Origin of the sequence: Winslowiella toletana, assembly GCF_032164335.1 — a bacterium.
GTDB lineage: Bacteria > Pseudomonadota > Gammaproteobacteria > Enterobacterales > Enterobacteriaceae > Erwinia > Erwinia toletana_A.
The window spans coordinates 1205991-1219686 of sequence record NZ_CP134152.1; the positions used below are offsets into that span (position 1 = coordinate 1205991).

Here is a 13696-nt window from a genome sequence, read left to right on the forward strand (position 1 = left end):
TCTTTAGTGAACCATCATGTTGTAGTTGAGGTTCCACATGATCCATATCGAGCCAACAACAACGATCAGGATAATGATTGCTGCGAACACAATAGCAACCATATTCCAACCTTCATCCGAAGAGGTATTCAGGTGCAGGAAGTACGCCAGATGCACCAGCACCTGAACGACCGCACAAACCAGAACCACACCCAGGATAGTACCGTGAGAAGCACCGCCATCCATAACCATCCAGAATGGGATACCCGTCAGGATGATCGACAGAACAAAGCCGATCATATATGACTTCACGCTACCGTGAGATGCACCATGTTCGTTTGCAGAATGACTCATTACATGGCCCCCATCAGATAGACAACGGTGAATACGCAGATCCATACCACATCAAGGAAGTGCCAGAACATGCTCAGGCACATGATACGGGTGCGGTTGGTCGCGTTCAGGCCGCGACGGGAGATCTGATACATCAGTACCAGCATCCAGATCAGACCAGAGGTCACGTGCAGACCGTGCGTGCCGACTAAGGTAAAGAAGGCAGACAGGAAGCCGCTACGCTGTGGACCAAAGCCTTCAGCGATCAGATGATGGAATTCGTAGATCTCCATACCGATAAAGCCGACACCAAACAGGAAAGTCAGTGCCAGCCAGCCGTTAACCGCTGCTTTAGCACCTTTGTTCATGCTGATAACAGCAAAACCATAGGTAATAGAGCTAAATAACAGCAGTGCGGTTTCTACCAGTACAAACGGCAGTTCAAAAATATCTTTACCAGACGGGCCGCCAGCAGTGCTGTTGACCATTACTGCATAGGTCGCAAACAGGGTTGCGAAGATAATGCAGTCACTCATCAGGTAGATCCAGAAGCCAAAGACTTTATTGGCTCCTGCATCGTGATGCCCATGCTCCGCATGGGCGTCGTGGTGTTTATTCAGAGTTTCAGTTGACATTATTTCAGGCCTGCTTTGGTAATTTCGTCAAAGTGCTGATTCTCGATTTTCTCGACTTCTGCAACCGGTACGTAGTAGTCCACGTCTTCGTCAAAGCTCTTAATCACCCAAGTCAGGATCATACCGAGGAATGACAGACCAACTAACCACCAGATGTGCCAGATTGCAGCAAAACCAAAGATCAGGCTGAAGAAGCCAATTACGACACCCGCGCCGCTGTTTTTCGGCATGTGGATTTCTTCGTAATGAGCAGGCTGCTTGTATGCTTCACCTTTCTCTTTGATTTCCCAGAAAGCATCACGTTCGTGAATTTCTGGAATTACGGCAAAGTTATAGAACGGCGGTGGAGAAGAGGTTGCCCACTCCAGCGTACGGCCGCCCCACGGGTCGCCAGTCACATCACGGTTCAGCTCACGGTCACGGACAGAAACGTAGAACTGAATTGCCTGACAAATCACACCACATGCAATCAGTGCCGCACCGAAGGCTGCAACAACCAGCATCGAGTGGAACTGAGGATCGATATCCTGGCTCAGACGACGGGTCATACCCATAAAGCCAAGCACGTACAGCGGCATAAAGGCAGTGAAGAAGCCGATGATCCAGAACCAGAACGCGCGTTTACCCCAGGTTTCGTTCAGGGTGAAGCCGAATGCTTTCGGGAACCAGTAAGTCACACCAGCAAAACAACCGAACACCACACCACCGATAATCACGTTATGGAAGTGTGCAATCAGGAACAGACTGTTGTGCAGCACGAAGTCAGCACCTGGAACCGCCAGCAGAACACCGGTCATACCACCAACAGAGAAGGTGACCAGGAAGCCAACAGTCCACAGCATGGCAGAGTGCATCACGATGCGGCCCTGGTACATGGTGAACAGCCAGTTAAAGATTTTAACACCGGTCGGAATGGCGATAATCATCGTCATAATACCGAAGAAGGCGTTAACGTTCGCACCTGCACCCATGGTGAAGAAGTGGTGCAGCCACACGATAAAGGACAGGATGGTAATAACTACCGTTGCCCATACCAGTGAGGTGTAACCAAACAGACGTTTTTTAGAGAAGGTTGCAACCACTTCGGAGAACACACCGAAGACCGGCAGAACCAGGATGTACACTTCCGGATGACCCCAAACCCAAATCAGGTTGACGTACATCATCATGTTGCCGCCCATATCATTGGTAAAGAAATGGAAGCCCAGATAGCGATCAAGGGTCAGCAACGCCAGTGTTACGGTCAACACCGGGAAAGAAGCGATAATCAGAACGTTAGTACACAGAGATGCCCAGGTAAATACTGGCATCTTGAACATGGTCATGCCCGGTGCACGCATTTTCAGGATAGTAACGAAGAAGTTAATCCCGGTTAATGTCGTACCGATACCGGACAACTGCAGGCTCCATATCCAGTAGTCGACCCCGACCCCCGGACTGTACTCCGCGCCAGAGAGCGGTGGATAAGCCAGCCAGCCGGTCTGTGCGAATTCGCCCACACCCAGTGACAGGTTAACCAGCACCACACCGACAGCAGTAAACCAGAAGCTGAGGTTGTTCAGGAACGGGAAGGCCACGTCGCGTGCGCCAATCTGCAAAGGAACAGCGATGTTCATCAGACCGACAACAAACGGCATCGCCACGAAGAAGATCATAATCACGCCGTGGGCGGTGAAGATCTGATCGTAGTGATGGGGTGGCAAGAAGCCGGCTTCACCTGCGGAGGCCAGAACCTGCTGGCTACGCATCATTACCGCATCGGCAAAGCCGCGCAGCAACATGACGAAAGCCATAATGATATACATGATACCGAGGCGTTTGTGGTCGACGGAAGTCAGCCACTCGGTCCACAGGTATTTCCACTTACCGAAGTAAGTTAATGCACCAGCAAGTGCCAGACCACCAAGAATAATGGCGGCAACCGTAATCACGATAATTGGCTCGTGTAACGGTACTGCATCCAGTGTTAATTTTCCCAACATCGTGTTATTCCTCAGCTCCAGCGTGAGAGGCTTCGCTCATGTCCATGCCTTCGTGTTCAGACATGTCCATCTTCCCGTGGCTCATCTTGAATTTGCCAATGACTTGCTTGAACAATTCAGGATTAGCGGTAGAGAAGAACTCAACTGGATGATTCTCGCTAGGTGCAGCGATTTTTTCGAATTCATCCATCGTGGTTAAGGTATTTGGCGACTGCTTCACTTTAGCGACCCACTGCTCAAATGCCGCATTGTCAGCAGTTGCGATGGCTTTAAACTTCATGCCAGAGAAGCCTTTACCACTAAAGTTGGAAGAGATGCCGTCAAACGTGCCGGGTTCATTCGCAATCAAGTGCAGTTTAGTCTGCATACCCGCCATAGCGTAAATCTGGCTACCAAGGGTAGGAATGAAGAAGGAGTTCATCACGGAATTAGAGGTGATCTTAAAGTTCACTGGCGTGTTCGCCGGGAAGGCGATCTGGTTTACGGTTGCAATACCCTGCTCAGGGTAGATAAACAGCCATTTCCAGTCCAGCGCCACCACATCAATTTCGATAGGCTTGACATCAGAGACCAGCGGTTTGCTTGGTTCCAGCGCGTGGGTTGATTTCCACGTCAGAATACCAAGGAACACGATGATCAGGATCGGCACAGTCCAGACTACGGCTTCCACTTTATTCGAGTGTGACCAGTTAGGGCTGTATTTTGCCTTGGTGTTGGACTCCCGATATTTCCAGGCGAACACCACTGCCATTAAGACTGCCGGAATAACGACGATCAACATCAAACCGAAAGCGGTCAGTATCAGCGAACGTTGCTCCAATGCAATCTGTCCTTTGGGATTTAACAATGCACTATCACAGCCACTTAACAATAAAGTGCCTGCAATTAATGACAAAATCCCCAAACTTTTATTGTATTTCATGAGTCTCATTTAACGACCTCAATGACAAGGGCTCTATTGTCGTTTAAGTGTGGCGGCATTTTACGGCAAGGTTTCGGCACTGTAAACCAGCTTAAGATTGTGTCAGGCCAGTGTTGACACCTTTTGCTAAGGGTGTCACAGATGTTACTCATAATGACAAAATATTAACGACCACAATGAGTTGGCGCTAATATAACAGAAATGGCTTATTTTTTCTGAGGAAAAAACCGTGGCGATATAACCATCGAATTTACTACTCAAATATTTAACAAATCTGTATCATTTGGGTGATATTAAATATACAAAAATAATAACGTACCGGTTTTTAATATAGTACAAAAAACAACATAGTTGCCGACGTCTTTTTTTTAAAAATAACCTGAACGGGGTAAATGATTTACAGCGGAAATTTTGTCTCGCTGGTGAAAAGATGAACGGCCCGTCATGTGGTAACAGGCCGAAATTTTCACTCAGTGGTTTTACGTTGTGCCAGATAATCCAGCAGCGAGCCGATAACAATGCCGGTCAGCGCCAGCACCATAGCCAGTTCAAACAGTGAAGTCAGTAAGCCACCACTCACCTCCCATCCCAACGCGTCGATAGCCAACAGCAGCAACCAGCCCGCCAGTATTACGCAGCCAGCGGTCAGCGCGCGTAGCGCCCAGCGATAACCACTGCGGAACGCCGTACGTGGCATAAAGCTGTCGGTAGCCTGAGTATATTCCAGCGTGCGTTTGCAACCGGCCAGCAGCAGCAGCCCGGGAAGCGCGGCGACCACCGAAAAGGCATAAAACGTCGGCCAGCCCCAAAGCTCGACAAACCATCCGGCAACCGGACCAACATACACCCGACCAACGGCCGACAGCGCAGAGAGCAGCGCAAATTGGGTAGCAGAAAAGGATTTGTTGCAGAGTGTCATCAGCAGCGCAACAAAAGCGGCGGTGCCCATGCCGCCACAAAGATTCTCAACAAATACCGCACTGGCCATGCTGAGCATCTGTTTATCAGTGACCGACAGTATCCAGTAGCCGAGATTTGAAACCGCCTGCAAAATACCAAAGATCATCAAGGCGCGAAACAGCGTCAGGCGCTGCATCAATACGCCGCCGTACAGGGCACCGATGATTGTCGCCAGCAGGCCAAGGGTTTTGTTAACCAGCCCGACCTCTCCGGCGTCAAAACCAACGCCGCGAATCAGGAAAGTGGTAGTCAGGCTGGCAGCAAACGCATCGCCGAGCTTGTACAACACAATTAAGGAAAGAATCAGCCAGGCATTGTTGCGGTTAAAAAAGTCGCGCAGCGGTTCCATGACGGCCTGTTCCAGGCTGCGCGGCTTGGGAATGGCATCCGTCGGTTCGCTGGCGCACAGCGTCGCAATCACTCCGGGCACCATCATCAGCGCCATCAGCCAGTAGGTCGCCTGCCAGCCGAGATAGCGATCGGCCAGCCACAGTGCCAGCCCGCCCGATACCAGCATTGCCAGCCGATAGCCTAAAACCGTAATCGCCGCGCCGCTGCCGCGCTCTTCCGCTGGCAGCACATCGGTTTTCCACGCGTCAAAAACAATATCCTGCGATGCCGAGCAGAAGGCGACCAGCACCGCCAGGGCAGCCAGCATCGTCAGATTGCGCGACGGCTCCATAAAGCCCATCGCCACTATGCCGGCAATTAACAGCAGCTGCGAGATCAATAACCAGCCGCGACGACGCCCGAGGAATGGCGGCGTGTAACGGTCCATCATCGGCGACCAGAGGAACTTGAATACATACGCCTGGCCGACCAGTGAGAAGAAACCAATGGTTTTCAGGTCGACATTCTCAACGGTCATCCACGCCTGCAGCGTGCCGGAGGTTAATGCAAGAGGTAAACCGGAAGCGAAGCCTAACAACAGCAGAAGGGCGGCGTTACGTTGAGTGAAAATGCGAAGGTAGTTATTGCCCATAAAATCTCGGTATCACATAACGGTCGGGCTATCGGAAACGCCGCAGAACATTATCATTACGGGCGGCGAAAAATACCGCCCGTGCATAGAATATCCGTCAGGGTGGCGTTTGCACCACCCGCAGCAACTTAACGTGCGTTTTGCTTAATAAAGGTATGGATGCTGGTGTCTTGCGCCATATCAGAAATCACGTCGCCAAGGGTTGCGTTAACCGCTTTAGTGATTTTTTCATTGTTAGCGCTGAAAGCGCCTTCAACACTGTAGGTCTGACGATAGTTTTTCACCTGCTTATTACCGTTTTTCGCCGTGGCGATAATAGAGATATCAGCTTTGGTGGTAATGCTGTAACGCACGCTGCCCTGAGTGACATCGGCATACAGATTGTTAACCACAATTTGCAGATCCACCGCGCCGTTCGGTCCAATCATATAGCCACGGGCGCCCATTTGTTTCTCAAGCACTTCCTGCAGCAGGAAGCGCAGATCGCGCGAAGGCGTCAGGGTAACCAGCTGGCCATCGCGATTCACTTTTGCCAGTGCCTGGTCGCTACGTTGATCGGCACCGTTGATGCTGACCGTGATGCCGGTCAGGCTTGGATCCTGCTGTGGCAGATCGATCTTAGGTGAAACGTTTAATGTATTGCTGTTGTTGGCACAGCCAGCCAGAATAAATACGGCCAGCAGCGGAAATAATAATTTTTTTAACATGCGTATTTTCTCATTCGCGTAAGTTGTATTGCTGACAAAACGTCGGCCATCATATCATTGGCAGGCGTGGAGGGAAGCCCTGAGAGGGCGTAAATTCATCAGCTTGCGGTAATTTAGGACTCCGCGAAGGGCAAGTGGTTCAGCGAAGCGCTGTTGATGACAACCTGAGAAAAGAACAGCTTGAGAAATTTTCTTCGCGAAACCGCGGGTTGGATTAAAAACCGACTATTATTTAAAGAGATGGGGCGCAGCTCGCTGCCGTAGAGGAGTGTAGTTATGATTCGCGGACAAATAGAAGAAAAGTTACGCACGGCGTTTAATCCGGTTCATCTGGAGGTCAACGACGAAAGTTACCGTCATAACGTGCCAGCTGGTTCGGAAAGTCACTTCAAAGTGATCATTGTCAGTGACAGTTTCACGAACCAACGTTTCCTGATGCGGCATCGTGCCATTTATGGTGTGTTAGCCGATGAGTTAGCAGGTAGTGTGCACGCGCTGGCGCTGCATACTTACACCGTTAAAGAGTGGGAAGGGTTGCAGGATACTGTACCCGCATCACCAAATTGTCGTGGTGCCGGTACCCTGGCCTGATTTCAGGGATGTTAATTAAAGAAAACGGCCTGCGGGCCGTTTTGTCGTTTTGTGCCGCATTATCTGTCCGCGTAAATAACGGGGCAATATTTTGCGATTTGTAGCGGAATTTGTAAAAAACGGTGGGTTTGGGGCGATTTTGCGTTCTCGACTCAGTCCGGCGATGCCGCTATAATGCTGCGTCTATTTTTCCGGAATGTCTTCGGGACGCTTCTGGTAACAGGGAATTCGGTTCTGACAACAGAGGCCGTCCCGGTTGTTAGAGAGCGCACACTATCGCCTGATGCGGTTTGTGTGCTGTCTGAAGTTGACCGAGCACGTGATTTTTTTTGAGGTAACAAGATGCAAGTTTCAGTAGAAACCACTCAGGGCCTGGGCCGTCGCGTTACGATTACTGTCGCTGCTGACAGCATCGAGAGCGCTGTTAAAAAAGAGCTGGTCGACGTGGCTAAAAAAGTACGTATCGATGGCTTCCGTAAAGGCAAAGTACCGATGACCGTTGTTGCACAGCGTTACGGTGCTTCTGTTCGTCAGGACGTGCTGGGCGAACTGATGCAGCGCAACTTTGTTGACGCGATCATCAAAGAAAAAATTAATCCGGCTGGCGCACCTAACTACGTGCCAGGCGAGTACAAAACGGGTGAAGACTTCACTTTTGCGGTTGAATTCGAAGTCTATCCGGAAGTTGAGCTGAAAGGTCTGGACGCAATCGAAGTTGAAAAACCGGTTGTTGAAGTGACCGATGCTGACGTCGATACCATGCTGGACACCCTGCGTAAGCAGCAGGCGACCTGGAAAGAGACCGATGCTGCTGCGACTGCTGAAGATCGCGCAACTATCGATTTCACCGGTTCTGTCGACGGCGAAGAGTTCGAAGGCGGCAAAGCGTCTGACTTCGTACTGGCAATGGGCCAGGGTCGTATGATCCCAGGTTTCGAAGAAGGTGTTGTTGGCCATAAAGCTGGCGAAGAGTTCACCATCGACGTTAACTTCCCGGACGATTACCACGCTGAAAACCTGAAAGGTAAAGCAGCGAAGTTCGACATCGTGCTGAAAAAAGTTGAAGAGCGCGAGCTGCCAGAATTCACCGAAGAGTTCATCAAGCGTTTCGGCGTTGAAGATGGCTCCGTTGAAGGTCTGCGTGCCGAAGTGCGTAAAAACATGGAGCGCGAGCTGAAAGGCGCAGTGCGTAACCGTGTGAAAACTCAGGCAATCGACGGTCTGGTTAACGCAAATGAAATCGACGTTCCGGCAGCACTGATTGACAGCGAAATCGACGTTCTGCGTCGTCAGGCTGCTCAGCGTTTCGGTGGTAACGAGAAACAAGCGTTTGAATTGCCACGTGAACTGTTCGAAGAGCAGGCAAAACGTCGCGTAGTGGTTGGTTTACTGCTGGGTGAAGTGATTCGTACCCATGAGCTGAAAGCTGACGAAGATCGCGTTAAAGCGCTGATCGAAGAGATGGCTTCTGCGTATGAAGATCCGCAGGAAGTTATCGAGTTCTACAGCAAAAACAATGAGCTGATGAACAACATGCGTAACGTTGCTCTGGAAGAACAAGCGGTTGAAGCGGTTCTGGCTAAAGCAAAAGTGACTGAAAAAGCGACTGGCTTCCAGGATCTGATGAATCAGACTGCTTCTGCCTGATCGGATTTTTCTGTCAGATAAATCAAGCCCGCAGCCGCAAGGTCGCGGGCTTTTTCTTGATCATTTTCTATCAAACGTCACCTTTTAACAGTTATTTGCTTAATTATGCGACGAATTATCGTCTATGCTGTTTTTCCTGGTTAGCGATTGACGAAAACGTTGTTATGCTTGAAATACCAGGGCAGCATCCCCAGATAGTTTATGCATATACCCGTTATTGAATGCTGGCTGATTGACCGTCCGGATGGCGTCGGCGAGTGAACCTCGGGAATCTTCGTATTCCCCGACTCACTCTAGTAGAATCGGTACAGAGTGTTGCCAAATGAAATTTATCCAGGAGACGGTAATGTCATACAGTGGCGAACGTGAACAAACTGCACCTCATATGGCTTTGGTGCCAATGGTGGTTGAACAAACTTCGCGCGGAGAGCGATCTTACGACATCTTTTCGCGCCTGCTGAAAGAGCGCATTATTTTCCTTACCGGTCAGGTTGAGGATCATATGGCAAATCTGATTGTGGCGCAGATGCTGTTTCTTGAAGCGGAAAATCCGGAAAAAGACATCCATCTCTACATCAACTCTCCTGGTGGCGTAATTACCGCAGGTATGTCGATTTACGACACCATGAAATTCATCAAGCCGGATGTCAGCACTATTTGTATGGGCCAGGCCTGTTCCATGGGCGCGTTCCTGCTGACTGCGGGCACTAAAGGTAAGCGTTACTGCCTGCCAAACTCGCGCGTAATGATTCACCAGCCGTTAGGTGGTTATCAGGGCCAGGCGACCGATATTGAGATTCATGCGCGTGAAATTCTGAAAGTGAAACAGCGCATGAACCAGTTAATGGCTGAACATACGGGTAAATCTCTTGAAGAAATAGAGAGAGACACTGAACGCGATCGTTTCCTCTCCGCGAGTGAAGCTGTAGAGTATGGTTTAGTCGATTCCATCCTGACGCATCGCGAATAAGGCTCAAATCCGCTGTTCGGACTATAGTTAGTGAGTCCAGCGCCGAGAGTTGCACTATCGAGGGCAGCGCCAGGCGTTGTCATCGCCGCAAAGCATGCGGACGAATAAATGAAGAGGTTAACTGATGACAGATAAGCGCAAAGACGGTTCAGGAAAGCTGCTGTACTGCTCTTTTTGCGGCAAAAGCCAGCATGAAGTGCGCAAGCTGATTGCCGGGCCGTCAGTGTATATCTGCGATGAGTGTGTCGATCTGTGTAATGACATCATTCGCGAAGAGATTAAAGAAGTGGCCCCGCACCGCGAGCGCAGTGCGCTGCCGACGCCGCACGAAATCCGCCATCACCTCGATGATTATGTTATCGGTCAGGAGAAGGCGAAAAAGGTGCTGGCCGTTGCGGTCTACAACCACTACAAGCGCCTGCGCAATGGCGATACCAGCAATGGTATTGAGTTGGGCAAGAGTAACATTCTGCTGATCGGTCCTACTGGTAGCGGTAAAACGCTGCTGGCAGAAACCTTAGCGCGTCTGTTGGATGTGCCATTTACTATGGCCGATGCCACCACCCTGACCGAAGCCGGTTATGTGGGTGAGGATGTCGAAAACATCATTCAGAAACTGTTGCAGAAGTGCGACTACGACGTGCAGAAAGCCCAGCGCGGCATCGTTTACATCGATGAGATTGATAAAATCTCACGTAAGTCGGATAACCCGTCAATTACGCGTGATGTTTCCGGTGAGGGCGTGCAGCAGGCATTGCTGAAGCTGATCGAAGGTACGGTTGCCGCGGTGCCGCCGCAGGGCGGGCGTAAACATCCGCAGCAGGAGTTCCTGCAGGTCGACACCTCGAAGATCCTGTTTATCTGTGGCGGTGCGTTTGCCGGCCTGGATAAAGTGATTTCGCAGCGTGTTGAAACCGGCTCCGGTATTGGTTTCGGTGCGACGGTAAAAGGTAAATCGCAGAAAGCGTCTGAAGGCCAGCTGCTTGAGCAGGTGGAACCGGAAGATCTGATCAAGTTTGGTCTGATTCCTGAGTTTATTGGTCGTCTGCCTGTTGTGGCAACGCTGAATGAGCTGAGTGAAGAAGCGTTGATCCAGATTCTGCGTGAGCCGAAGAATGCGCTGACTAAACAGTACCAGGCGTTGTTTAACCTGGAAGGCGTGGAGCTGGAATTCCGTGACGAGGCGTTAACGGCGATTGCCAAAAAAGCCATGTCGCGTAAAACCGGTGCGCGTGGTCTGCGTTCTATCGTCGAGGGTGCGCTGCTGAACACCATGTACGATTTGCCTTCAATGGATGACGTGGAGAAAGTGGTGATTGATGAATCAGTGATCGATGAGCAAACCGATCCGATGCTGATTTACGGTAAGCCTGAAGCACAACAAGCTTCTGGCGAATAAATAACCAAATCAATCCAGACAGTTATCTAAAAAGGGGAAAATTCTTTCCCCTTTTATTTTTCTCTCCAGCTTTACGTTGAATGTCTGACATTCATCCCCATATACTCAAATACCTGTGGGTTGACCGCACTTTTACTGCATTATGCGGTTCCCATCACCCTGGCGGACATTAAACTAAGAGAGAGCTCTATGAATCCTGAGCGTTCTGAACGCATTGAAATCCCTGTGTTGCCTCTGCGCGACGTAGTGGTTTATCCGCACATGGTAATTCCGTTGTTTGTTGGTCGGGAAAAATCGATTCGGTGCCTCGAAGCCGCCATGGATCACGATAAAAAGATCATGCTGGTTGCACAGAAAGAGGCTTCAACGGATGAACCTGGCATTAACGATCTCTTCTCGGTAGGGACCGTTGCCTCAATATTGCAAATGCTGAAGTTGCCAGATGGCACGGTAAAAGTGCTGGTGGAAGGCTTACAGCGTGCGCATATCACTACCCTGGCTGATAACGGCGACCACTTTACTGCACAGGCGGAATATCTGGTTTCACCAGAAATCGAAGAGCGTGAGCAGGAAGTGCTGGTACGCACCGCGATTAATCAGTTTGAAGGCTACATCAAACTGAACAAAAAAATTCCACCAGAAGTGCTGACGTCGCTGAACAGCATCGATGACGCCGCACGTCTGGCCGATACCGTTGCTGCGCATATGCCACTGAAGCTGGCGGATAAACAGTCGGTGCTGGAGATGTCAGACGTTAACGAACGTCTGGAATATCTGATGGCGATGATGGAATCTGAAATTGACCTGTTGCAGGTAGAAAAACGCATCCGCAACCGCGTCAAAAAACAGATGGAAAAAAGTCAGCGCGAGTACTATCTGAATGAGCAGATGAAGGCGATTCAGAAAGAACTGGGCGAAATGGATGACGCACCTGACGAAAATGAAGCCCTGAAGCGCAAAATCGATGCGGCAAAAATGCCAAAAGAAGCGCGCGAAAAAACCGAAGCTGAGCTGCAGAAGCTGAAAATGATGTCGCCGATGTCAGCAGAAGCGACCGTGGTGCGCGGTTACATTGACTGGATGGTTCAGGTTCCGTGGAACGCCCGCAGCAAGGTGAAGAAAGACCTGCTTAAAGCGCAGGAAACGCTGGATACCGACCACTTTGGTCTCGAGCGCGTCAAAGACCGCATTCTGGAATATTTAGCGGTACAGAGTCGCGTCAGCAAGATTAAAGGGCCGATTCTGTGTCTGGTAGGGCCGCCGGGTGTTGGTAAAACCTCACTGGGCCAGTCGATTGCCAAAGCCACCGGACGTAAATACGTGCGCATGGCGTTGGGTGGCGTGCGTGACGAAGCGGAAATCCGTGGTCACCGCCGTACCTATATCGGCTCTATGCCGGGCAAACTGATTCAGAAAATGGCGAAAGTCGGCGTTAAAAACCCGCTTTTCCTGTTGGATGAGATCGACAAAATGTCGTCAGATATGCGTGGCGACCCGGCTTCTGCACTGCTGGAAGTGTTAGATCCGGAGCAGAACATCGCGTTTAACGATCACTATCTGGAAGTGGATTACGATCTCTCCGATGTGATGTTTGTCGCGACGTCAAACTCCATGAACATTCCGGCTCCGCTGCTTGACCGTATGGAAGTGATTCGTCTGTCGGGTTATACCGAAGATGAAAAACTGAACATCGCTAAACAGCACCTGCTGCCAAAGCAGATTGAGCGTAACGCGCTGAAGAAAAATGAAATTTCGGTGGACGACAGCGCTATCGTCGGCATTATCCGCTACTACACCCGTGAAGCCGGGGTGCGTAGCCTGGAGCGTGAACTGTCGAAACTGTGTCGTAAAGCGGTGAAAGCGCTGCTGATGGACAAAGCTGTCAAACACATCGAAATCAACGGCGATAACCTCAAAGATTTCCTTGGCGTGCAGCGCTTTGACTATGGCCGCGCAGAAAGTGAAAACCGCGTTGGTCAGGTGACTGGACTGGCGTGGACCGAAGTCGGCGGCGATCTGCTGACCATCGAAACCGCCTGTGTTCCGGGTAAAGGCAAGCTGACTTACACCGGTTCACTCGGTGAAGTGATGCAGGAGTCGATCCAGGCAGCGTTAACCGTGGTACGCGCACGTGCGGAGAAACTGGGTATCAACGGTGACTTCTACGAAAAACGTGATATCCACGTGCACGTGCCAGAAGGCGCTACGCCAAAAGATGGCCCGAGCGCGGGTATTGCAATGTGTACCGCGCTGGTTTCCTGCCTGACCGGTAATCCGGTTCGTGCCGATGTGGCGATGACCGGTGAGATCACGCTGCGTGGTCAGGTTCTGCCGATTGGTGGCCTGAAAGAGAAACTGCTGGCGGCACACCGTGGTGGTATCAAAACCGTGCTGATTCCTGATGAGAACAAACGCGATCTGGAAGAGATTCCTGATAACGTGATTGCCGATCTGGAAATTCATCCGGTGAAGCGCATTGAGGAAGTGCTGGCGCTGGCGTTGCAAAATGCCCCATACGGCATGCAGGTTGCGACTGTAAAATAGTGATTTAAGACAAAAAGCGTCAAAAAGTGCAGCTGGTAAGTCAAA

Annotated in this window: 11 protein-coding genes; 5 read left to right on the top strand and 6 right to left on the bottom strand. The window is 50.6% G+C overall.

Annotated elements, in window-relative coordinates; genetic code table 11:
• Nucleotides 1-3: 3 nt before the first annotated feature.
• From RIN69_RS05575 to RIN69_RS05600, 6 genes are all read right to left on the bottom strand, one after another.
• Nucleotides 4-333, bottom strand: a complete 330-nt coding sequence (locus tag RIN69_RS05575) for a cytochrome o ubiquinol oxidase subunit IV (protein WP_052899266.1) — start codon at nucleotides 331-333, stop codon at nucleotides 4-6.
• A complete protein-coding gene (locus RIN69_RS05580; protein WP_313856114.1) occupies nucleotides 333-947 on the bottom strand; it encodes a cytochrome o ubiquinol oxidase subunit III in 615 nt (204 codons plus the stop codon). Before RIN69_RS05580 ends, RIN69_RS05575 begins: the two co-directional genes overlap by 1 nt.
• Nucleotides 947-2929, bottom strand: a complete 1983-nt coding sequence (gene cyoB / locus RIN69_RS05585) for a cytochrome o ubiquinol oxidase subunit I (RefSeq protein ID WP_313856115.1) — start codon at nucleotides 2927-2929, stop codon at nucleotides 947-949. The genes RIN69_RS05580 and cyoB overlap by 1 nt, the downstream gene beginning before the upstream one ends.
• A 4-nt stretch (nucleotides 2930-2933) precedes the next feature.
• Entirely contained in the window at nucleotides 2934-3860 is a 927-nt protein-coding gene (gene cyoA / locus RIN69_RS05590; protein ID WP_313856116.1) for a cytochrome o ubiquinol oxidase subunit II, read from the bottom strand.
• Nucleotides 3861-4317: 457 nt separating this feature from the next.
• Entirely contained in the window at nucleotides 4318-5793 is a 1476-nt protein-coding gene (gene ampG, locus RIN69_RS05595) for a muropeptide MFS transporter AmpG (protein ID WP_313856117.1), read from the bottom strand.
• A gap of 128 nt (nucleotides 5794-5921) precedes the next feature.
• On the bottom strand, nucleotides 5922-6500 hold the full coding sequence (locus RIN69_RS05600) for a lipoprotein (RefSeq protein ID WP_313856118.1): 579 nt from the start codon (nucleotides 6498-6500) through the stop codon (nucleotides 5922-5924).
• Between the two features lie 276 nt (nucleotides 6501-6776).
• Here RIN69_RS05600 and bolA point away from each other — a divergent pair, with 276 nt between their 5' ends.
• The 5 genes from bolA (at nucleotide 6777) to lon (ending at nucleotide 13651) form a co-directional block, all read left to right on the top strand.
• Nucleotides 6777-7091: a transcriptional regulator BolA gene (gene bolA / locus RIN69_RS05605; protein ID WP_052899271.1), complete on the top strand. Its 315-nt coding sequence runs from the start codon at nucleotides 6777-6779 to the stop codon at nucleotides 7089-7091.
• Nucleotides 7092-7433: 342 nt separating this feature from the next.
• Nucleotides 7434-8738: a trigger factor gene (tig, locus tag RIN69_RS05610; RefSeq protein ID WP_313856120.1), complete on the top strand. Its 1305-nt coding sequence runs from the start codon at nucleotides 7434-7436 to the stop codon at nucleotides 8736-8738.
• Nucleotides 8739-9084: 346 nt separating this feature from the next.
• Nucleotides 9085-9708: an ATP-dependent Clp endopeptidase proteolytic subunit ClpP gene (gene clpP, locus RIN69_RS05615; RefSeq protein WP_313856121.1), complete on the top strand. Its 624-nt coding sequence runs from the start codon at nucleotides 9085-9087 to the stop codon at nucleotides 9706-9708.
• 124 nt (nucleotides 9709-9832) lie between these two features.
• Nucleotides 9833-11107, top strand: a complete 1275-nt coding sequence (gene clpX / locus RIN69_RS05620; protein ID WP_267141425.1) for an ATP-dependent protease ATP-binding subunit ClpX — start codon at nucleotides 9833-9835, stop codon at nucleotides 11105-11107.
• Nucleotides 11108-11296: 189 nt separating this feature from the next.
• Entirely contained in the window at nucleotides 11297-13651 is a 2355-nt protein-coding gene (lon, locus tag RIN69_RS05625; RefSeq protein ID WP_313856122.1) for an endopeptidase La, read from the top strand.
• The last annotated feature ends 45 nt before the right edge of the window (nucleotides 13652-13696 follow it).

Coding starts and splice junctions, on each gene's coding strand:
- RIN69_RS05575 (WP_052899266.1), bottom strand. CDS start 333: ATGAGTCATTCTGCAAACGAACATGGTGCATCTCACGGTAGCGTGAAG.
- RIN69_RS05580 (WP_313856114.1), bottom strand. CDS start 947: ATGTCAACTGAAACTCTGAATAAACACCACGACGCCCATGCGGAGCAT.
- cyoB (WP_313856115.1), bottom strand. CDS start 2,929: ATGTTGGGAAAATTAACACTGGATGCAGTACCGTTACACGAGCCAATT.
- cyoA (WP_313856116.1), bottom strand. CDS start 3,860: ATGAGACTCATGAAATACAATAAAAGTTTGGGGATTTTGTCATTAATT.
- ampG (WP_313856117.1), bottom strand. CDS start 5,793: ATGGGCAATAACTACCTTCGCATTTTCACTCAACGTAACGCCGCCCTT.
- RIN69_RS05600 (WP_313856118.1), bottom strand. CDS start 6,500: ATGTTAAAAAAATTATTATTTCCGCTGCTGGCCGTATTTATTCTGGCT.
- bolA (WP_052899271.1), top strand. CDS start 6,777: ATGATTCGCGGACAAATAGAAGAAAAGTTACGCACGGCGTTTAATCCG.
- tig (WP_313856120.1), top strand. CDS start 7,434: ATGCAAGTTTCAGTAGAAACCACTCAGGGCCTGGGCCGTCGCGTTACG.
- clpP (WP_313856121.1), top strand. CDS start 9,085: ATGTCATACAGTGGCGAACGTGAACAAACTGCACCTCATATGGCTTTG.
- clpX (WP_267141425.1), top strand. CDS start 9,833: ATGACAGATAAGCGCAAAGACGGTTCAGGAAAGCTGCTGTACTGCTCT.
- lon (WP_313856122.1), top strand. CDS start 11,297: ATGAATCCTGAGCGTTCTGAACGCATTGAAATCCCTGTGTTGCCTCTG.